Source organism: Rhodanobacter glycinis (assembly GCF_900114325.1).
Lineage (GTDB): Bacteria > Pseudomonadota > Gammaproteobacteria > Xanthomonadales > Rhodanobacteraceae > Rhodanobacter_A > Rhodanobacter_A glycinis.
In genome coordinates this window covers 84,916-103,089 of the sequence record NZ_FOSR01000004.1, presented here as the reverse complement: position 1 = coordinate 103,089, position 18,174 = coordinate 84,916, and the positions used below count along the sequence as shown (strand labels likewise).

General features: G+C 67.4%; 21 protein-coding genes. 11 read left to right on the top strand and 10 right to left on the bottom strand.

The annotated features are described in order from the left end of the window. Positions 1–79 precede the first annotated feature (79 nt). A complete protein-coding gene (locus BMY90_RS05975) occupies positions 80–883 on the bottom strand; it encodes a MipA/OmpV family protein (RefSeq protein WP_175481506.1) in 804 nt (267 codons plus the stop codon). Between the two features lie 184 nt (positions 884–1,067). On the opposite strand from BMY90_RS05975, the gene BMY90_RS05970 reads away from it, so the two are divergent. Then, positions 1,068–1,823, top strand: coding sequence for a response regulator (locus BMY90_RS05970; protein ID WP_092702734.1), 756 nt, complete (start codon positions 1,068–1,070; stop codon positions 1,821–1,823). Then, the gene (locus tag BMY90_RS05965) at positions 1,820–3,328 is read left to right on the top strand and encodes an ATP-binding protein (RefSeq protein ID WP_092702485.1); all 1,509 of its coding nucleotides are present in this window, start codon (positions 1,820–1,822) and stop codon (positions 3,326–3,328) included. Before BMY90_RS05970 ends, BMY90_RS05965 begins: the two co-directional genes overlap by 4 nt. 78 nt (positions 3,329–3,406) lie before the next feature. Here the strand turns inward: BMY90_RS05965 and BMY90_RS05960 are convergent, their stop codons facing one another. Next, positions 3,407–3,625 carry an Atu4866 domain-containing protein gene (locus tag BMY90_RS05960; RefSeq protein WP_217638557.1) on the bottom strand — a complete coding sequence of 73 codons (219 nt, stop codon included), beginning with the start codon at positions 3,623–3,625 and terminating at the stop codon, positions 3,407–3,409. Positions 3,626–3,754: 129 nt separating this feature from the next. Here BMY90_RS05960 and BMY90_RS05955 point away from each other — a divergent pair, with 129 nt between their 5' ends. From BMY90_RS05955 to BMY90_RS05940, 4 genes are all read left to right on the top strand, one after another. Further along, positions 3,755–4,240: a YbhB/YbcL family Raf kinase inhibitor-like protein gene (locus tag BMY90_RS05955; RefSeq protein WP_092702481.1), complete on the top strand. Its 486-nt coding sequence runs from the start codon at positions 3,755–3,757 to the stop codon at positions 4,238–4,240. A 6-nt stretch (positions 4,241–4,246) separates the two neighbouring features. Further along, the gene (locus BMY90_RS05950; protein WP_092702479.1) at positions 4,247–5,110 is read left to right on the top strand and encodes a helix-turn-helix transcriptional regulator; all 864 of its coding nucleotides are present in this window, start codon (positions 4,247–4,249) and stop codon (positions 5,108–5,110) included. A 204-nt stretch (positions 5,111–5,314) separates the two neighbouring features. Next, on the top strand, positions 5,315–5,620 hold the full coding sequence (locus BMY90_RS05945) for a glutathione binding-like protein (RefSeq protein ID WP_217638556.1): 306 nt from the start codon (positions 5,315–5,317) through the stop codon (positions 5,618–5,620). A 165-nt stretch (positions 5,621–5,785) separates the two neighbouring features. Next, positions 5,786–6,337, top strand: a complete 552-nt coding sequence (locus tag BMY90_RS05940; RefSeq protein WP_139201700.1) for a hypothetical protein — start codon at positions 5,786–5,788, stop codon at positions 6,335–6,337. Between the two features lie 89 nt (positions 6,338–6,426). Here BMY90_RS05940 and BMY90_RS05935 read toward each other — a convergent pair whose 3' ends face one another. Further along, the gene (locus BMY90_RS05935; RefSeq protein ID WP_092702475.1) at positions 6,427–7,365 is read right to left on the bottom strand and encodes a complex I NDUFA9 subunit family protein; all 939 of its coding nucleotides are present in this window, start codon (positions 7,363–7,365) and stop codon (positions 6,427–6,429) included. Further along, complete coding sequence (locus tag BMY90_RS05930) at positions 7,362–9,455, bottom strand: transglycosylase SLT domain-containing protein (protein ID WP_092702473.1); 2,094 nt, start codon at positions 9,453–9,455, stop codon at positions 7,362–7,364. The genes BMY90_RS05935 and BMY90_RS05930 overlap by 4 nt, the downstream gene beginning before the upstream one ends. A gap of 121 nt (positions 9,456–9,576) precedes the next feature. Here BMY90_RS05930 and BMY90_RS05925 point away from each other — a divergent pair, with 121 nt between their 5' ends. Further along, on the top strand, positions 9,577–11,157 hold the full coding sequence (locus BMY90_RS05925; RefSeq protein WP_092702471.1) for a glycoside hydrolase family 17 protein: 1,581 nt from the start codon (positions 9,577–9,579) through the stop codon (positions 11,155–11,157). Here BMY90_RS05925 and BMY90_RS05920 read toward each other — a convergent pair. The 5 genes from BMY90_RS05920 to BMY90_RS05900 all read right to left on the bottom strand — a co-directional run bounded on the left by BMY90_RS05920 (position 11,080) and on the right by BMY90_RS05900 (position 14,834). Further along, on the bottom strand, positions 11,080–11,499 hold the full coding sequence (locus tag BMY90_RS05920; RefSeq protein ID WP_092702469.1) for a hypothetical protein: 420 nt from the start codon (positions 11,497–11,499) through the stop codon (positions 11,080–11,082). The genes BMY90_RS05925 and BMY90_RS05920 overlap by 78 nt on opposite strands. Next, positions 11,496–12,284, bottom strand: coding sequence for an endonuclease/exonuclease/phosphatase family protein (locus BMY90_RS05915; protein WP_092702467.1), 789 nt, complete (start codon positions 12,282–12,284; stop codon positions 11,496–11,498). Before BMY90_RS05915 ends, BMY90_RS05920 begins: the two co-directional genes overlap by 4 nt. A 61-nt stretch (positions 12,285–12,345) precedes the next feature. Further along, positions 12,346–13,008 carry a thiol:disulfide interchange protein DsbA/DsbL gene (locus BMY90_RS05910; protein ID WP_092702465.1) on the bottom strand — a complete coding sequence of 221 codons (663 nt, stop codon included), beginning with the start codon at positions 13,006–13,008 and terminating at the stop codon, positions 12,346–12,348. Between the two features lie 92 nt (positions 13,009–13,100). After that, positions 13,101–13,985 carry a thiol:disulfide interchange protein DsbA/DsbL gene (locus BMY90_RS05905; RefSeq protein WP_092702463.1) on the bottom strand — a complete coding sequence of 295 codons (885 nt, stop codon included), beginning with the start codon at positions 13,983–13,985 and terminating at the stop codon, positions 13,101–13,103. A gap of 102 nt (positions 13,986–14,087) precedes the next feature. Then, the gene (locus BMY90_RS05900) at positions 14,088–14,834 is read right to left on the bottom strand and encodes a c-type cytochrome (protein WP_245734942.1); all 747 of its coding nucleotides are present in this window, start codon (positions 14,832–14,834) and stop codon (positions 14,088–14,090) included. A 190-nt stretch (positions 14,835–15,024) separates the two neighbouring features. Here BMY90_RS05900 and yihA point away from each other — a divergent pair, with 190 nt between their 5' ends. Continuing rightward, the gene (gene yihA / locus BMY90_RS05895) at positions 15,025–15,639 is read left to right on the top strand and encodes a ribosome biogenesis GTP-binding protein YihA/YsxC (protein WP_008215935.1); all 615 of its coding nucleotides are present in this window, start codon (positions 15,025–15,027) and stop codon (positions 15,637–15,639) included. A gap of 117 nt (positions 15,640–15,756) precedes the next feature. Here the strand turns inward: yihA and BMY90_RS05890 are convergent, their stop codons facing one another. Next, on the bottom strand, positions 15,757–16,248 hold the full coding sequence (locus BMY90_RS05890; protein WP_008215934.1) for a GAF domain-containing protein: 492 nt from the start codon (positions 16,246–16,248) through the stop codon (positions 15,757–15,759). 61 nt (positions 16,249–16,309) lie between these two features. On the opposite strand from BMY90_RS05890, the gene BMY90_RS05885 reads away from it, so the two are divergent. From BMY90_RS05885 to BMY90_RS05875, 3 genes are read left to right on the top strand one after another with little or no spacing between them, the layout of a single operon-like run. Next, positions 16,310–16,993: a TMEM175 family protein gene (locus BMY90_RS05885; protein WP_092702459.1), complete on the top strand. Its 684-nt coding sequence runs from the start codon at positions 16,310–16,312 to the stop codon at positions 16,991–16,993. 1 nt (position 16,994) lies between these two features. After that, a complete protein-coding gene (gene bioD, locus BMY90_RS05880) occupies positions 16,995–17,669 on the top strand; it encodes a dethiobiotin synthase (protein ID WP_092702457.1) in 675 nt (224 codons plus the stop codon). Between the two features lie 57 nt (positions 17,670–17,726). Further along, positions 17,727–18,077: a hypothetical protein gene (locus BMY90_RS05875; protein ID WP_008215929.1), complete on the top strand. Its 351-nt coding sequence runs from the start codon at positions 17,727–17,729 to the stop codon at positions 18,075–18,077. Positions 18,078–18,174: the final 97 nt, after the last annotated feature.

Sequence of the window (18,174 nt, the reverse complement as noted above, 5' to 3'; positions counted from 1 at the left end):
CTGGCGCGACTTGCATGCAGCCATTTCAGCCGTTGCATCCAGCCCGGGTGTCCGCCGCCTCTCCGCTTCGGGCCCGGCATCAGAAGCGGTACCCGAGGAATAGGCCAGTGGAAAGCTGGTTCGCCTTGCCGTTGGCCGTGACGATGGGGCTGCTCTTGGCGTCGCCGGCCAGCCGCTCGAACTTGACCAGGCCAATCAGCGTCCAGTGCCTGGCGAAGGCATAGTCCAGCGTCGTCGTGATGCCGTAGCTGGTGATGCCGGCCTTGGGCTGATGGGGCCGCAACCCCGTGGCCAGCGATTGCGCATCGGAGATGCCGAAATAGGTACGCGCGCGGGTGGCGTCCGACCACTGGGTGCTGGCTTGCGTCGTCCAGCGGAGGTGGGTGGCAAGGCGCGTGGTGTAGCCGAATCCGAACTGGATTGCCGTACCGCTGCCGCGCGTGCTCTTTTCACCGTGCTCCTTCCTGAGCACGGCGCCGCGGGTTGCCGCCAGCTCGGCAAACCAGGATTCGCCCCGGTAGCTGCCGAACACGCCTGCGTCGAGGCCGCCGTCGATCCGGCCGAGGCGGCGCAACGCGCGATCGTCCGACTCGTCCCATTCGGCCTCCAGCGTGTAGCGTGCCACCACGCCCAGCCGAAAGCGGTCATGTTCGCCGAAACGGAGCAGGTTCACTCCGACGGCGGGGCCGCGCACGAAGAAACGGTCGCGATAGCTGGCGGAAAAGTACGGAGCGGCAAAGGCTTCACTCTTGCGCGCGCCCGGGAAAATCGGCGTGCGCAGGACGCCGAGCCCGGCGGCCACTTTCCAGTCGCTTTCCTGCGTGGCTTGCGCGGCCGACTGGGCCAGCGTCGGGGTGGTCATCATCAGCATCGTCACTGCCATGGCACCGATCCTGGGGGTTGCGCGCGGGAACAAGGTCATCAGCTTCATCACGGGCGGGCATCCTGGGTAGGGGAGCCACGGACTCTAGGAGGTCGCCGGCCATGGGCGATTGCATGGGTCTTGCAGATCGTTTCAGTTTGTTTCAGCCGTGCCGCGGGCCGCTGGACTGGGTTATCGTCCGGCCATGAAATTCAGCACGCCATCCACGCGCCAGCCGCATGTACTGATCGTCGACGACGACCAGCAGATACGTGCCATGCTGGCCCGCTTCCTCAATGACCACGGCCTGTGCGTCACCACCGCCGGCAATGGCGTGCAAATGCGCGATGCCCTGGGCCGCATGCCCGTCGACCTCATCGTGCTGGACGTGATGCTGCCCGGCGAAAGCGGCTTGTCCCTGTGCCGGCAATTGCAGGATGCGGAGCGGCCGGTTCCGGTCATCCTGCTGACGGCCATGGACGGGGAGGCCGACCGCGTGGTCGGCCTGGAGCTGGGTGCCGACGACTACATCGTCAAGCCGTTCAATCCGAGCGAGCTGATCGCCCGTATCCGCGCGGTGTTGCGCCGGACCTATGTCAAGCCGGACCAGGCGCAGGGCAAGCGGCCGGTGTACCGGTTCGCCGGCTGGATGCTCAATGTCAGCCATCGCAGCCTGACTTCGCCCACCGGCATGCTTACCGACCTGACCAGCGGCGAGTTCGATCTGCTGCTGGCCTTCGTCGAGCATCCGCAGGAAATACTGAGCCGCGACCGGCTGCTGGACCTGGCGCGCGGACGCAACAGCAACCCGTTCGATCGCAGCATCGACGTGCAGATCAGCCGGTTGCGCCGGAAGATCGAAGCCCGTCCGCTCGACCCGGTGCTGATCAAGACGGTTCGCAACGGCGGCTATTTCTTTGCCGCCGATGTTTGCGCCGAAGACCATCGTCAGACGGCATGAGGTTCCGCTGGCGTCGCAGGTTCGGGCTGGCATCGCGCATCGTGATCGTGATCGTGCTGTCCCAGGTGTCGATCGAATTGTTCCAGGGCATGCTGACGCGGCTGGTGCCGCCGCCCAGCTTCATTCTCATCGACCAGGGCTGGTTGTCCGAGCGCACGGTGGAGGCCGTTCGCGCGGCGCGCGCCACGCCGGCCGAAGAACAACAGCAGAAACTCGACTCGCTGGCGTCGTCGAGGTGGTTGAGCTTTCGCATCGAGTCGCGTCCCGCCACGGAAACGCCCGCCATCGTGCATGGAGGTGCCGACACCATGTTCTCGTTGACGCGCCGGCATGTCTCGGTGCCGATGCCCGGAAGGCCGTCGCAACTGCTGACGTCGGTCGCGCGGAGCATCGCGCAGCAGCTCGGGGTCGATCCGGCCGACATCCGGGCAAGCGCGGAAACCACGTCCACCGACATCGATCTCGAGACCGGCACCCTGGTCGTGCTGGCGGCCAGCCTGCCGACGCGCCTGGTCAACGTGGCGCGCAACCGCATGCAGTCGGACATCGCGATACTGCGAAGTTTCCGCATTGCGATCGGCCTGGGCGGGTCGCGCTGGCTGGTGGTCTCGCAGAACCTGGACGAGAAAGGGACCACCCGCCGCTTCCGCAACATCGCGATCATCCTGGTGTCCCTGCTGTTCATCGGCAGCCTCTCGCTGTGGGTGGCGCGTCGGCTGGTGCGACCGCTGACGCGGTTGAGCGAGGCCGCCGAACGTCTGGGGCGCGAGCGGGAACCCACCCTGATCGCCGAGATCGCGATCCCCGAGTACGCCGCGATTGCGCGGACTTTCAACGAAATGCAGCTGCGCCTGAAGCAGTTCGTCGACGAGCGCACCCACATGCTGGCGGCGATCGCGCACGACCTGCGCACGCCGCTCACGCGGCTGCGCCTGTTTGCCGAATACGTGGGCGACAAGGCGCAGCAGCGGCAGCTGCTTTCCGACGTCGCCGAGATGGAAGCGATGATCAACAGCACCCTGGCCTTCGCCAGTGGCGAGGCCAAGTCGGAGCCGCACAGCCGGGTGGACATGGCCGCGTTGCTGATCAGCCTGTGCGACAACGCCTGCGATGCGGGAGGGTGGGTCGACTATCACGGGCCCGACCACGCGCCGCTTCCCTGCCAGCCGGTGGCCATGCGCCGGGCGCTTGCCAATCTCATCGAGAATGGCTGCAAGTATGCCGGGCATGTCACGGTTGCGTTGAGCGACGACGTCGACGCCGTCGTCATCGCCATCAGCGACGACGGGCCGGGCATTGCTCCCGAGCAGGTCGAGCGCGCCTTTGCTCCCTTCCAGCGGCTGGAGGGATCGCGCAACCGCACGACTGGCGGTACCGGCCTGGGCCTGGCGATTGCGCGCGATGTGGTCCATGGCCACGGCGGCAAGATCCGCCTGTTGCCCGTCGTGCCGCATGGCTTGCTGGTGCGGGTGGACCTGCCCAAGCCGAGCACGCCGCAGGTGTGAACCGGTTCGCGCGTCCGGTCCCGGAAAACCGGGTGGGGGGAGTGAGGCGGGGAAACCTCGATCTCCGCCTTTCTTTCGTCACCACTCGCGGTACGACATCATGCCGTCGCGGTGGAGCACGCCGTCGACGAAATCGTCGTCGACGGCGAAGCCGGTGTCGTCGACGTATCCGATGTGCTCCCCGCCGAGGGTGAGGCGGCCCCGGTAGGCGCTGCAGCGAGTGCAGCGCGCCGAGGTGGCTTCGCCGATGTCGCTGCGGGCACCGGTGGTCAGGATGGTTTTCGAGGATGTGGACAAATTCCCGAGGCCGGCCTTGAAGGTCGAAACAGCGTGAGCGAATTGGCGCGGAGATCGAGCGCTCTCGGCGCGAGTGCACGTGTTGCGGGTGGCACAGTGAAGCCTCATTCCAACAGGTGCGAGGCAGGCATGACTTTCCGATTGTTCAGCGACGAGCTTCACGAGGGCGGTGTTCTTCCGTTGGCGCAGGTATCCGATGCTACGGGCTACCAGGGCGGGAATCGCTCGCCCCGGTTGGCCTGGGAAGATGTACCCGAAGGTACTGGGAGCCTGGTACTCACGATGTACGATCCCGATGCGCCGACCGGCTCCGGTTTCTGGCACTGGGTGGTGGTCGACATCTCGCCGCAGGCCACCGAGCTCCCGGCTGGTGCAGGGAGCGGCTTGATACCGCTTCCTGCCGGCGCACGGCAGACACGCACGGACCTCGGCATCCATGGCTACGCCGGTGCCGCACCGCCGCCCGGGGCACCGCACCGGTATGTCTTCACCCTGCACGCGGTAGCGGCCGACACGTTGCCGGTACCGGATGATGCGAGTGGTGCGCTGGTGGGGTTCTTCACCCGCATGGACGCGATCGGCGCGGCCAGCTTCACGGTAACGTACGGCATTTGAGGCGACATGGAATCCGGCATGACAGGCAGCGATACCCGCACGACCCGGCTCGACGCCGGTCCGCGCGCGATGCTGGTTCGCCCCGGTGTGGGCGCAGCCGGGCACGTCGTGCAGCGTTCCGACCTGGCCACGCATCGCGTTGTGATCGAACAGGCGTCGCTGATCCTGGTCGAGGACGGGCGCAAGCGCGTTCGCTGGTCCGGCGGCGAGTGTGTTGCACGCGGCGGCGAGGCCTTGTCGGTGCAGGCAGGCGAGGTGGTGGATTTTGCCAATACGCCGGGCCGCAGTGGCGCGTATCGGGCCTTGTGGATTTGCTGGCAGCCCGAACTGCTGGCGGCGATGAGTGTGGTGCGCCAACCGTCGCAGCCGCGGGTGGCGCGGCACGCGGCGCTGGATGAGGCGTTTCGTGCGTCGTTCCATCGCGCCTTCGATGGCATGGACGAGACTGGGGGCCTGCCGGCGAGTGTCGCCATTCACCGCCTGCAGGAAGTGCTGCTGTGGCTTGGCGAGCGGGGTTTCCGGTTTCCGCCGCCGGGGCCATGCTCGCTCGGTCAGCGGGTGCGCCGCCTGCTTTCGGCGGATCCGTCGGCCGAGTGGTCGATGGCGCAGGTCGCGCACGAAACCGCGACCAGCGTCCCGACCTTGCGGCGGAAGCTGGCGGCGGAGGGCGTGGCCTTTCGCGAGCTGGTCCACGACGTACGCATGTCGCATGCGCTGGCGCTGCTGGAGAACACCGATGCGCCGGTGCTGCACGTCGCGTTGGCCACGGGCTACGCCTCCGCGTCGCGTTTTTCCGCGCGCTTTCGTGCGCGCTTCGGCTACCTGCCTACCGATATCCGCGGACAGAACCGCGGGCACCGGCACCGATAGTGCCCTTTGGCCGGATGGGTGCCGTTCGGTCGATCGCTCTCTTTCAGGACATCGCCATGTTGAAAATCCATCACCTCGGCCACTCGCAATCGGAGCGAATCGTGTGGTTGTGCGAGGAACCTGGTGTTCCCTATGCGCTGGAAAAATACACGCGTGATCCGGTCACCCGTCTGTCGCCACCGTCGCTGAAGGCACGGCATCTCGATGATGATCGCGCGCTGCGAACTGGCCGCAGATCATCCGGTGCGAAAATCGGTGCAGCATCGCCTGGACAGCTTGCTGGCGCTGGTCGAGGCACGGCTGGCGCAGAGCGACTACCTTGCCGGCAGCGAATTCGCTGCGGCTGACGTCATGAGCGTTTTTTCGCTCACCACGATGCGTCGATTCCTGCCGGTCGACCTGTCGCCCTACCCGAGCATGCTGGCGTATCTGCAACGCATCGGCAGTCGGCCTGCCTATGGCCGTGCCATGGCCAGGAGCGATCCGGACCTGGTGCCGTTGCTGGACTGAGAAAGCCTGGCATCACGCGGGCCCGGCCCGGCTTGGCCATGAGCCGATCGCAGAAGGAGTAGGATGACCTTAGGGCGCCCGCTGTTCCGGGGCGCGTGCCACTCGCATGGCGGCGCGTTTCCATCGGAAGAGGCGGCTTCCCCGGACCCGAGCCAGGAGGTTCCCGTGAAACGACTTTGCATGGTGTTGGCTGGCGTGGGCATGGCGCTGTCTGGAGGCGCGGCGGTGGCGTCGTCCATGTCGCTTACGCACTTCAAGCCCAAGGTGATGCCGGTGCTGGTGGCGGTGAATGCCAAGGGGCATGTCACCAAGGTGTTGCCCTCGACCCCGCTTTCGCCGAAGTTGCAGCGGCTGCTGGCGGAAAACCTCGACGAGTGGATTGCCAAGCCGGCGATGGCCAAGGGACATGCCGTGGGCAGCCAGGTGATCGTCAGCGTGGCCTTGCGCGCCGAACCGCGCAAGGACGGCAATTACGACGTGAATTTCGCCTATGTGTCGATGTTGCCGTCACCCTATGGCTCGGCCGCGCACTGGGTCTGGAAGGATGGCGATCAGTTGGCCCTGGTCAGCGATTCCGATGCGGGATTGCGTCAGCGCATGTGGCGGCCTCGGCCGGTGCCGCCGCCGCGCATGAACTGGCGTCCCAGGATGGATGAAACCATGCGGCCCGCCAGCAACCCGCCCGCGCCGCGGCCGGTGCCGCCGCCACGCCGGTGACGTTTTCCGCCTGAGTATCGCGCGAGGTGTTGCGTGCACGGGCGGCACCTTGTGCGGTATCCCGGCGTTGTCGCCGGGTGTCCGGCCGTTCAGCGTTGCAGCTTGCGCGCCCCATCCAGCCGGCGCTGTCGTGCGGGGCCGTGAAGCAACGTCGGCAGCCACGGGGTAAAGGGCTGCGGTGCGATGCCGAGCATGGCGTAGCCATCGTTCTTGCCGACGGAGTCGGTGCGCAGGCTGCGGAAGTTGTCGAGCGAGAAGGGCGTGCCCGGCAGCAGGCCGGCGAGTTGCGCCTGCAGGCGGCCGAGGCCGTCGGGTAGCGGGATGATCGGAGTGCGCAGGCCGGCGGTGGCGCGGATGGCGCGCACGATCTCGCCGAGGGTCAGCACTTCGGGGCCGTACAGTTCGAAGCTGCGGCCGCGGGCCGGGTGGTCGTCGTGGACACAGCGGGCGATGGCTTCGGCCACGTCGCCGACCCAGGTGGGCGCAAGGCGGGCGTTGGCGCGGGCCAGCGGCAACACGGGCAGGCGTCGCAGCAAGGTGGCGAAGCGGCGGACCAGGCCGTCGCCTTCGCCGAAGATCACGCTGGGCTGGTAGATCGTCCAGTGCAGCGCCGAGGCTTTCACCAGCGCCTCCGCGTCGCCGCGCGTCTTGAGGTATTGCGACAGGCCCTGGCCGGCCTTCAGCGAGCTCATCTGGTGCAGTCGCGGTACGCCGGCGGCGCTGCAGGCGGCGATCAGGCGACGGGTCAATTCCACGTGCGCGCGACGGAACGTGTGCGCGCCATGCGGGTTGAGGATGCCGACGAGGTTGATGGCCGCGTCGGCGCCATCCAGTGCGCGGCGCAGGGCCTCGTCGTCGTAGATGTCGACGCTGCGCACGTGCACGCCGGGCAGCACGCCCAGCGCGCGGCGCTGCTCGCGGTTGCGTGACAGCACGGCGATGCGGTGGCCGTCGGTCGACAGTCGCGACAGCAGGCGGCTGCCGACGAAGCCGGTACCGCCGAGGACGACAAGGTTTTGTGCGCTCATGGCTGCTCCTGGCGCGCACTTGTCGCGCCGGCCGGCGCGGAAGTAGCTGGCGCGGGTGTCTCGCTGGCCGGGCAGTCGACGGCCTTGCGTGCGGCGTGGGCAGTGGGACGTGCGGCGGGCTGCGCCTGTCCGGCGGCTGGATCGACGAAGGCCGGCATGCGCGCGCTCATCGGCAGCACCTTGCCGTGCAGGCGCCAGTCGTAGATCACGCTGAAGGCCATCACCCGCGCCACGTATTCGCGGGTTTCCTTGTACGGGATGGTGGCAACGAACACGTCGGGCGGCAGGCTGCTGCGCGCGTCCAGCCACTGCTTCACCTTGGCCGAGCCGGCGTTGTAGGCGGCGCTGGCCAGCCATGGCGCGTCGCCGAAACGCGTGGCCAGTTCGGCCAGGTGGCGCGTGCCCAGTGCAATGTTCACGGCCGGGTCGTACAGCGTGTCGCCGCCGCCCCAGGCCAGTCCGTTGCGTTGGGCGACGCTGGCGGCCGTGCCGGGCAGCAATTGCATCAGGCCACGCGCGTCGGCGCCGGAGTGGGCGTCGGTCATCCACGCGCTTTCCGCGCGCAGGATGCCGTAGGCCCAGGCCGGGTCGATGCCGGCTTCGTCGGCCTGCGCCACCAGGCCGTCCTGGCGCGCCAGCGGGAAGCGCAGGTCGTAGTAGTGCAGCATGTCGCCGTGGCTGAAGGTGAACACCGCGCGGTCGTACCAGCCGCGCCGGTTGGCGAGGTCGGCGGCCAGCGCACGGGTGGCCGCGTCGGCACCGGCCAGCGCGCGCGACCATTCGCGGCGGGCCCGTCGCGGCAGGTCCACCGCGTACAGTTCGAACGCACGCTGCAGACCGGGCATGGCCAGCAGGGCCGGCTCGCGTTGCGGGTCGATGGTCGGCTGCAGCGGGCAGATGGCGTAGGGGGCGCCGATGCGGTCGGCTGCCAGGAAGCCGAAATAGGTGGCTTGTCCGGCCAGCGACTGGAACAGCGGTTGTGCAGTATCCGCATGCCCCAGTTCGGTCAGGGCGCGAGCACGGAAGTAGCGCCATTCGTCGTCGTTCTGCTGCTCGGCCGGCATCGCTTCGATGCCAGCCAGCACTGCGCGCCAGTCCTGTTGTGCCAGCGCCACGCGCACGCGCCATTCGCGGGTGGCGTCGCTTTGGGCCGCGGCCGGCAGTGCGATCAGCTGGCTCAGCGAATCCGGTTCGAAATCGGTGGCGCGGAACAGCACCACCGCGTGGCGTATGGCATTGCGCTGGGCGCTGCTGAAGTGGAAATGGTGTTGCAGGGTTTGCCAGTCGGTGTTGGCCGTGTCCGGTGCGCGCCGGGCCAGCCGTTGCAGCGCCGTGGCGGCGGCCTGGCGCAGCCGCACGGTGTCGGGCCATTGGGCCGCGGCGGTGGCCGCGGCGGCGGGGTCGCGCAGTGCTTGCGCCAGTTTCAGCGCGGTCTGCCTCTGGTCATCGGGAAGCCAGCCCGCCAGCGCGGCGACGGTGCCGCCCTTGTCGGCATCGAAAGCGCGATCGATGCGCGCCCACAGCCGTGCGTCGGTAAGCAATCCCTGGTCGTGGGCGGCCTGCAGCACCGGATCGCAGGCGTTCGGCAGGCTGGCGTGCTGCCACAGGGCGGCCAGATCCTGCTGGAAATTCAGTGCCGTGCCGTCGGCCAGTTTCGCCTGCAGGGCATCGCAGGTCAGGGTGAGGTTGATGCCGGGCTGGTACAGCGTGCGGAAACCCTGCCAGTCCTTGCGGCGCGCCAGTTCTTCGAGGAAGTTGCGGCGCAGGTCCTGGGCCGGAATCAGCTCGGGATACTGCTTCAGGTAGGCCTGCACGGTAGGCAGGTCAGCCTGCCGGATGTCGTGTTCCAGTGCGGCGGCAGGCAGGTACGGGTACAGCGGATAGTCGCGCAGGTTCGTGGCCAGCGCGCGCCAGCCGTTGCCGCCCTGCTGGGTGGCGGAAGCCCAGGCCTGGCGGAACGCGGTGCGTTGCGCGGTCAGGGTGGCGGTGGCGGGCGCCTGCGCGGTGGCCGAGCCGGCCAGCAACACGCCGCCCAGCAGTGTGAGCAGTCGATGGCGGAAGCGGCGAGGGGCGGGGACGTGGGGGGACATGGGAGCTCCTGCATGCATTCCTTGGCGAGTGTAATTCATGCGCCGTATCGGGCCGGCGTGAAGCGGACTGTTAAGCTGGCTCGCCTTCATCGTCACTGCCTGCATCGCACCAAGGAACGGCATGTCATCATCGCCCGCGCTTCCATCACGATCGACCTGGCCGGCCTGGCTGCTGTTGGTGCTGGCGGCTGTGGCCGGCCTGGGGTGGTGGTGGTCGGCGGGACGACCGGTGAATCTGCCGGATGCACCATCCACGCGCATCGCCTGCGTGTCCTATGCGCCATACCGGTTGTCGGGCGAGACACCGTTCGATCCGCATGCCTTCATCAGCCCGGCCCGTATCGATGAGGACTTGCGCGCGTTGTCGCAGCGCTTCGATTGCGTGCGCACGTATTCGCAGGGGCAGGGCCTGTCGGCGGTACCGGCGATCGCGCAGCGCTACGGCATGAAGGTGTTGATGGGCATCTGGCTGGACCGCGACGCCAGGGCGAATGCCCGCGAAATCGCGCAGGGCATCGCCAACGCGCGTGCGCACCCGCAGGCATTGCGCGGGGTGATCGTGGGCAACGAGGTGTTGCTGCGTGGCGAGCTTTCGCCCAAGGCGCTGACGGCCGATATACGACAAGTGCGCGCGGCGATTCCCGCGTCGGTGCCGGTGAGTTACGCCGACGTTTGGGAGAACTGGCTGCGTTATCCGCACATGGCCGCGGCGGTGGATTACCTCACCATCCATATCCTGCCGTACTGGGAAGACGCGCCGGTGTCGCCTGAACACGCCGTGCGCCATGTCGCCCGGGTATATGCGCAGATGCAGCGGGCATTTCCCGGCAAGCGGGTGATGATCGGCGAAACCGGCTGGCCCAGCGAAGGTCGCCCGCGCCGGGCCGCCGTGCCCAGCGTGGTGAACGAGGCGCGCTACCTGCGCGAATTCCTTGCCTACGCGGCCACGGTGAAGATGCCGTACAACGTGATCGAGGCGTTCGACCAGCCGTGGAAACGGAGCCAGGAAGGCACCGTGGGTGGCTACTGGGGCATCTTCGATGCGCACGCGAAACCGAAGTTTCCGATGCGAGGCCCGGTCACCGAAGTGCCGCGCTGGTGGCTGGGCTGGCTGGCAGCTGCGGCAGGCGGCTTGCTGTTCGCGCTGCTGGCTGGCTGGCGCCGCGGCGCACGTGGCTGGCTCGCCGCAGCGCTGGCGGGCGTGGCGGCAGGTGCCGCGCTGGCGTGGCAGGCGCGGCAGATGATGTATGCCTGCACGAACGGTTGGGACTGGTCGATCTCGATCGCCGCCTGCGTGCTGGCGTTGGGGGTGGCCTTGCGCCTGGCGCGGGCGATCGCCGCCGGGCTGGATCGCGATGAGTTCGCGACGGTGCCGTGGCAGGGCTGGCGTTTCACCTGGCTGTTTGCGCTGGCGCTGTACGGATTGCTGCAGGTATTCGACGGGCGCTACCGCGACTTCCCGCTGGGCCTGTTTGCGCTGCCGTGCATCGGCTACGCGGTATTGGCGTTGCTGCAACGTGCCATGCCGATGCCGTCGCTGGAACAGCGCTTTCTCGCCGTGGCGGCACCGCTGCTCGGTGTGGTGATCGTGGTGCAGGAATGCGGGCAGAACGTGGCGGCGTGGCTATGGCTGGGGCTGTGCCTGGCGATCGCCGTGCCGGTGTTCGCCGAGTGGCGCCGTGTTCGTCGCCTGCAGCCGTAGCAGGCGCAGGCTGCCGACCAGCAGCGCGAGCGCACCGGCGTCGGGGCAATACATCATCAACGCGAATGCGCCCAAGGCAGCGGCCAGCCATGCGGGGAAGATGTGTTTCCACAGCAGTGCCAGCACGGCGGCGGCCAGTGCGGCGTAGCCATAGGCATAGCTGAGGAAGGCCTGCACGGCGAGCGTGCGCAACGGGCACCACGCCGGGCCGTTGCCGGCGCTGCACTGGTGCGCCAGTGCGGGCGGTTGCACCAGGTCAAAACGCAGCCACGCTGCCAGCAGGGCCGCCACGATGACCAGCAGCCAAGGGAGCGCCAGCGACAGCAGTCGACGTGAGCTCAACGTTTTTTCCCGACGGCAAGCGCGGGCAGGCGCACTTCGGCAGCGATCGGCAGGTGGTCGGAGAACGCCTGCGGCAGCGTCCAGACTTTCTCCAGCGTGATCGATGGCGAAATGAGGATATGGTCCAGCGCCTTGCGTGGCTTCCAACTGGGGAATGTGGGCGTGGGTTGCACCGGTGGTTGCAGGTTGCTGCGTGAGAACAGGTGATTCATCTCGGTGCTGCGCGCATCGGTGTTGAGATCGCCCATCAACACCACGTGGCGATAGTCTTGCAGCACTTCGGCGATGTAGGCGAGCTGGCGCGCGCGGGCCTGTGCGCTCAGCGAGAGATGGGCAATCATCACCGCCAATGCATCGTCACCGTCGCCGAAGCGGGCCAGCAGCGCACCACGGCCCGGGATGCGGCTGGGCAGCGGGTAGTCGATCACCGCCTGCGGTTCGAGCCGGCTGATCAGCCCGTTGGCCGAGTGCGCCAGTCGCGCCATCGGCCGGTTTGGCTGGTGGCTCCAGAACGGCATGCCGGAGGTTTCGGCGAGGTAGCGGGTCTGGTTGAGGAAACCCGAGCGCAGGCTGCCGGCGTCGGCTTCCTGCAGGCCGATCACGTCGAACTGCGGCAGCAGGTCGGCGAGGCGGTCGAGGTTGTCCAGCTTGCTGCGTCCCGGCAGTACGGCGCTGAGGCTGCGGGTGACGTATTCGCTGTAACGCTGCACGCTGCCGCCGGCGAGGATGTTGCAGCTCAGCAGGCGCAGGCGGCGTCCGGCGGTGTCGGGAGCGTTGCGGGTCATCGGATCACGTTACACCGCGAAAACGGTGCCGGGCGTGAACGCCCGGCATGCCGGAGGGTGTTTACTTGCCACCCTTTTCGGCCAGTTCACGCTTGACCAGCCACTGGGTCAGCGCGACCAGCTGGCTGTAGCTGGTGATGTTGTTGCTGCGGTACTTGCCGTCGACCACGATGGTCGGCGTGGCGTCCACGCCCCATTTCTGGATCAGCGCCAAATCGGCCTTGAGTGCCGTGGTGGCCTCTGGCGAGGTAGCGATTTGCATGAACTTGGCGCGGTTGACGCCCTGGCGCGCGTAGAAATCGGCCAGGTCATCCAGCGAGTTGAGCGGATAGTGCTGGGCGAACTTTTCCACGAACAGCTTCAGGTGGGTCTGCTGCACCACGCCCAACTGCTTGGCGGCATAAAAGGCGCGTGCGTACGGCAGCCAGGCCTGGTTGAACGGTGCCGGCAACAGCTTGAACTTCACACCCGGCGGAAGCGCCTTGCGCAGCTTTTCCGCATCCGGTGCGAATTCCGCGCAGTGGATGCACGCGTAGGAAAACACCTCCACCACTTCCACCTTGCCGTCATTGCTGTAGCGCTGGTGCGGGCCGGGCAAGGTCACGTACTCGTCGCCATTCGTGTAAGGCGCCGTGGCACTGTTGCTGGCCGCGCTGCAGGCGCTGGCGAGCACCAGTCCGCCGAGCAGGGCGAGCATGCGCATCGAGACGAATCGCTTGGACATGGAGTTTCTCCGCGGGCGCGGCAGTCGCGCGCCGCTGGGTTGCGAATGGAGCGACGGCCACGCCCGGCATGGCCGGGCGTGGCGGATGCGGCTTACTTGCCGGCGGTTTCCTTGGCGACCAGCCACTTGGTCAGCGCGATGGTGTCGTCGTAGTTCTTGCCGGCGCTGATCGGGGTCAGACGGTACTTGCCGTTGACCACGATGGTCGGCGTTTCGGCGACGCCGAAGGCCTTGAGCTGATCGTCGGCGCGCTTCATCTGCGTGTTCACGCTGAAGGAGTTGGCCACGCCGATGAACTGCTTCGGATCGACGCCGTACTTGGCGTAGAACTTGGCCACGTCGTCCAGGGTGGGCCAGGCCGACTTCGGCTTGGGCCGGCCGGCGGCGAGGTCGTAGGTGGCCAGTTCGCCGGTCTTCCAGGCGGCATCGAACATCGCGTCGTAGGTCTTGTCGGCCACGCCCAGCGCCTTGGCGGCGAAGTAGGCGCGCTGGAACAGCGGCCAGTTTTCGTCCGGGCGGAACGCGGCGGGCAGGTATTCCACCACCACGTTGGCGGGCATGCTGCGCACCAGGCGGTCCCAGATCGGGTGGAAGTGGTCGCAGGCCGGGCAGGCGTAGGAGAACACTTCGGTGACGACCACCTTGCCGGGCTGGTCGGTCGGCTGCGCTGGCTGGATCAGGAAGTAGTTCTTGCCCTCGACCCACTTGCCGTTGTCCACGAACGGTTCGGCGGGTGCCGCGGCAGGAGCGGGCGGCGGTGTGCTGGTGTCCGTCGACGCGGCAGCGGCGGTGCTGCTGGCTGCGGGAGCGGTCGCGGTACTGGCGGGCGCCGGTGTCGCCGGTGCGCTGGCGGCCGGGGCTGTCGTGGTGGTGGCAGGCGCGGCGGGCGCCGGCGTGGCGGCGTTGTCACTGTTGGAACTGCTGCAGGCAGCGAGCGCGAACAGGGCGGCGCAAAGGAACGGCAAACGCTTCAGCATGACTTGACCTCTGGGGGCAACAGTGTCGACCGCCATGGCGGTCGCGGGCGGAATGCGTGCTCGCGGCCCCGGCTGCCCGCACCGGGGTCGGGAACAGGAGCCTTATTGCGCGGTGGCTGCCGGCGCGGCTGCACCGGCGGCATCGGCCGCATGCAGGCCTTCGATGTAGCTGGCCACGGCGCTGATGTCCTGCGCGTCGAGCTTCTTGGCGATCGCCGGCATGATCTGCGAATGGGCATCGGTACCCCAGCTGTCGCCATCGTGCCAGCCCTTCAGCTGGGCCTCGATGTACTGCGCGTGCTGGCCGCCGAGGTGCGGATACATCGCGCCGGGGTTGCCGCTGCCGTCGATGCTGTGGCACGCCATGCAGGCGGGAATGCCGCGCTTGGCATCGCCTTCGCGATAGAGCTTTTCGCCGGCTTCGACCAGCGCCTGGTCGGCCACGCCGGGCAGGACCTTCTGACTGGCGAACCAGGCGGCGATGTCATGCATGTCCTGCTCGGACAGCGGGGTGGCCATGCCCAGCATGATCGGGTTCTGGCGCTTGCCGCTCTTGAAATTCTGCAACTGGTGGACGATGTACTGCTCGCTCTGGCCGGCCAGCTTCGGGTATTGCGGATCGGTGGAATTGCCATCCATGCCGTGACAGGCGCCGCAGGCGGCCGCCTTGGTCTGGCCAGCCTTGGGATCGCCGGGTTTCACCGCGGCCATGGCGACGGGCGTGGCCGCAGGGGCGGCGCTGGCGGCGGCAGCGGGCGCCGTGGAGGTGCTGGCAGCGGCTGGTTTGGCGGTGCTGCTGGCGGTAGCGGGAGCCTTGGCCTGGGTGGTGGCAGCATGTGCCGAAACCATGCCTGCGGACAGTGCAAGGGCGAGAGCGACTGCGCTGACTACAGCAGGTCGAGAACCGACAGGCCGAAAACTCATACACTTGTCTCCAGGAAAACTGCTTGTGGCTGCACGGCGCGCTCGAAATGTCGCGCGCACCCATGACTGGCAGAAACCCCCGGATTATCTCCGTGCCACCGCAACCGGTCAAACCATGTCCAATCCACTCCAAGGCGCACAGTTCACGCTGGCCGCCCATCGCATCAACCAGCTTCCCGCCGACCAGGGCGCCGAAGTGGCATTTGCCGGCCGTTCCAATGCCGGCAAGTCCAGCGCGCTCAACACGCTGACCAACCATAAGGGACTGGCACGCACCTCCAAGACGCCGGGGCGGACCCAGCAGATGGTGTCGTTCGCGCTGCCGCCGCTGGGCGATGGCACCGAAGCCCGCCTGATCGACCTTCCCGGCTACGGCTACGCCAAGGTGCCGGAGGAACTGCGCGAGCACTGGAAGCGAGAGATCGATCTCTACCTGCATCGACGCCAGAGCTTGCGTGGCGTGGTGCTGATCGCCGACATCCGCCACCCGCTGAAGGAGTTCGACCGGATGATGCTGGATTTTTGCGCGGCCACCCACCTGCCTTGCCACCTGCTGCTGACCAAGGCCGACAAACTGTCGCGCAGCCAGGCGACACAGGCCTGGGCGGCGGTGCGCAAGACGCTCGGCGAAGGGCAGGCGGCGCAGATGTTCTCGTCCAGCGCCGGTACCGGCGTGGACGAAGCGCGTGCGGCGGTGATGGCGTTGCTGCATACGCCACGCGACCGCTGAGTCGAGTCATGCCTGGCTGCAGGTGAGCAGGAGCCCGCTTGCGGGTGATGCTTTTTTCTTCGGCAAGATTCAGAGCAGGAGCATTGCCCGCGAGCGGGCTGCTACGCGCAAAAGCGGTCAGGCGCGCACGGCATCCATGAACACGGCGCACAGTGCTTCCATGCCGGCGCGGTCCTCGTCGTCGAACCGGTCGGTGACCGGGCTGTCGACATCCCACACGCCGAGCAGCGAACCGTCGACTTTCACCAGCGGCACCACGATCTCCGATTGCGAGGCGGCGTCGCAGGCGATGTGGTTGGCGTGTGCGTTGACGTCGCGCACCATCTGCGTCTGGCGCGTCTGCGCGGCGGTGCCGCACACGCCCTTGCCCAGCGCGATGCGGATGCACGCCGGTTTGCCCTGGAACGGACCGACCACCAGCTCGGTGCCGTCGTACAGATAGAAGCCGGACCAGTTGAGCTGGGGCAGGCTGTTGAACACCAGCGCGCTGAAGTTGGCGGCGTTGGCGATCAGGTTGCGTTCGCCGGCCAGCAGGCCGCGCGCCTGCTGCACGAGTTCCTCGTAATGCTCGCGCTTGCTGGCGTGAACGTGCGGTTTCAGTTCGAACATGGATTCGGGTCCGGCGGCAAAGGCCTTATTATGCGCTCGTCACCACGGGAGGGAGGGCGGCATGAGCCTGGTCGAACATCGCGAAGGCATCGAGGCGGGACGACTGGACATGTTCGTGGATGGCGCGTTCGCGTTCACCCTGACCTTGCTGGTGATCGGCCGTGATTCGATTCCGGCCAGTGCCGCGGAGTTGCTGCACATGCTCGGCGGCATTCCCGCGTTCGCGGCGAGCTTTTCGATGATCGCGTTCTTCTGGCATGGTCACGTGCGCTGGCGCCAGCATTGCCTGCGAGCCGATGGACGCGGATTGTTCCTGTCACTGCTGCTGGTGTTCTTCGCGCTGATCTTCGTCTATCCGCTGCACATGATGTTTGCGGGCTTGTTCAACGCCTTCAGCATGGGTGCGCTGCCGAGCGAATTCGTCCTCGACACGTCGGCCAAGATGCGCGTCCTGTATGTCTGCTATGGCCTGGTGTTCACCTGCATGGCCGGCACGCTGGCGTTGCTGTTCCGGCATGCCGCGCGTTGCGAACGACGCGACGGCCTGAGCCCGCTGGTCGCGCAGCGCGAGCAATTGACCTGGATGGTGCCGACGGTGCTGGGCCTGCTGTCGGCGCTGCTGGCGCTGGCTCTGCCATTGACGGTTCCGTCGCTGTGGTGGTCGTTGCCGGGCTGGCTGTATGTGCTGATGTTTCTGATCGGTCCGTTGACCAGGCGCTTCCAGCGCAAGCATGGAATGAGTTGAGATGACCCACGCGTTTTTCATCGCCGGTACCGACACCGGCATCGGCAAGACCCATGCGTCCTGCACGCTGCTGCATGCACTGCGCGCCGCCGGCCAGGTGGCCTGTGGCATGAAGCCGGTGGCCAGTGGTTGCATGGAAACGGCCGATGGCTTGCGCAACGAAGATGCACTGGCGTTGCTGGCGGCCGGCAGCGCGCCGCTGCCATATGCGCGGGTCAATCCGATGGCGCTACGCGATCCGTTGTCGCCGCACCTGGCAGCGGCGCACGAAGGCGTGACCATCGCGCTGCCACCGCTGCGTGCGGCCTTCGACGCCTTGTGCGCCGAGCATGATGCAGTAGTGGTGGAAGGTGTCGGTGGCTGGCGCGTGCCGCTGGCGCCGGGGCTGTTCGCCTCGGATATCGCCAGGGCATGGCAATTGCCGGTGATCCTGGTGGTGGGTTTGCGGCTGGGTTGCCTCAGCCATGCGTTGCTGACGGCCGAGGCGATCGTGGCCGATGGGCGTCCGCTGCTGGGCTGGGTCGGCAACCGTATCGATCCGTCGATGGATGCGCCGGATGAAAACATCGCCACCTTGCGCGAACTGCTGCCTGCGCCGTGCCTGGGCATCCTGCCGCATGGCGTGGCGCCGGCGCAGGCGGCATCGAGCCTGGACCTGACGGCGTTGGCGGGGTGAATTTCACGCGGAGCATGCCGGGATATACGCATTCTGGGGCGATCACAAGGAGGATCCATGGCCAGTCGCAACCGTTACTACCTTTCCATCGATGACCTGGCGCACGCGCGCGGCAGCGAGCCGGCGCTGAGCTATGACGGTGCCGGTCCCGGCGATTTCGCCGCGGCACTGCAGGAGGCGTTGCGCAGTCCGGTGCTGTTCGAGCACTGGCGCGCGCTGCAGGCCGACCCGGACGACGTCGATCCGACGCTGGGTGCGACCGACGCGCAAGCCCAGGTCAGCGCGAATGTGGCCGATCTGCACGTGGATGTGGAAGTGCTCACCAGCCTGCCGATGAGCCTGTTGCGCCAACGCCTGAACTGGCTGATCGGAGCGAATTGGCAGCTGCGGGACGTGCGCAACGCCTGACCTTTGCCGCGGCGTGCTTTTGCGCAATCGCCCTTGGAAGATGTGGCAGCTGTGGGTACAGTCGGCGGCCATGACTTACGTGGCCGCATGTCGCGGC

Excerpts from the sequence above, each read along its gene's own strand:
- BMY90_RS05875 (WP_008215929.1), top strand. The coding sequence starts at position 17,727 with ATGGCCAGTCGCAACCGTTACTACCTTTCCATCGATGACCTGGCGCAC.
- BMY90_RS05935 (WP_092702475.1), bottom strand. The coding sequence starts at position 7,365 with ATGAGCGCACAAAACCTTGTCGTCCTCGGCGGTACCGGCTTCGTCGGC.
- BMY90_RS05970 (WP_092702734.1), top strand. The coding sequence starts at position 1,068 with ATGAAATTCAGCACGCCATCCACGCGCCAGCCGCATGTACTGATCGTC.
- BMY90_RS05945 (WP_217638556.1), top strand. The coding sequence starts at position 5,315 with ATGATGATCGCGCGCTGCGAACTGGCCGCAGATCATCCGGTGCGAAAA.
- BMY90_RS05975 (WP_175481506.1), bottom strand. The coding sequence starts at position 883 with ATGGCAGTGACGATGCTGATGATGACCACCCCGACGCTGGCCCAGTCG.
- yihA (WP_008215935.1), top strand. The coding sequence starts at position 15,025 with ATGTCCAATCCACTCCAAGGCGCACAGTTCACGCTGGCCGCCCATCGC.
- BMY90_RS05885 (WP_092702459.1), top strand. The coding sequence starts at position 16,310 with ATGAGCCTGGTCGAACATCGCGAAGGCATCGAGGCGGGACGACTGGAC.
- BMY90_RS05930 (WP_092702473.1), bottom strand. The coding sequence starts at position 9,455 with ATGTCCCCCCACGTCCCCGCCCCTCGCCGCTTCCGCCATCGACTGCTC.
- bioD (WP_092702457.1), top strand. The coding sequence starts at position 16,995 with ATGACCCACGCGTTTTTCATCGCCGGTACCGACACCGGCATCGGCAAG.
- BMY90_RS05925 (WP_092702471.1), top strand. The coding sequence starts at position 9,577 with ATGTCATCATCGCCCGCGCTTCCATCACGATCGACCTGGCCGGCCTGG.
- BMY90_RS05890 (WP_008215934.1), bottom strand. The coding sequence starts at position 16,248 with ATGTTCGAACTGAAACCGCACGTTCACGCCAGCAAGCGCGAGCATTAC.
- BMY90_RS05965 (WP_092702485.1), top strand. The coding sequence starts at position 1,820 with ATGAGGTTCCGCTGGCGTCGCAGGTTCGGGCTGGCATCGCGCATCGTG.
- BMY90_RS05900 (WP_245734942.1), bottom strand. The coding sequence starts at position 14,834 with ATGGTTTCGGCACATGCTGCCACCACCCAGGCCAAGGCTCCCGCTACC.
- BMY90_RS05910 (WP_092702465.1), bottom strand. The coding sequence starts at position 13,008 with ATGTCCAAGCGATTCGTCTCGATGCGCATGCTCGCCCTGCTCGGCGGA.
- BMY90_RS05950 (WP_092702479.1), top strand. The coding sequence starts at position 4,247 with ATGGAATCCGGCATGACAGGCAGCGATACCCGCACGACCCGGCTCGAC.
- BMY90_RS05915 (WP_092702467.1), bottom strand. The coding sequence starts at position 12,284 with ATGACCCGCAACGCTCCCGACACCGCCGGACGCCGCCTGCGCCTGCTG.
- BMY90_RS05905 (WP_092702463.1), bottom strand. The coding sequence starts at position 13,985 with ATGCTGAAGCGTTTGCCGTTCCTTTGCGCCGCCCTGTTCGCGCTCGCT.
- BMY90_RS05955 (WP_092702481.1), top strand. The coding sequence starts at position 3,755 with ATGACTTTCCGATTGTTCAGCGACGAGCTTCACGAGGGCGGTGTTCTT.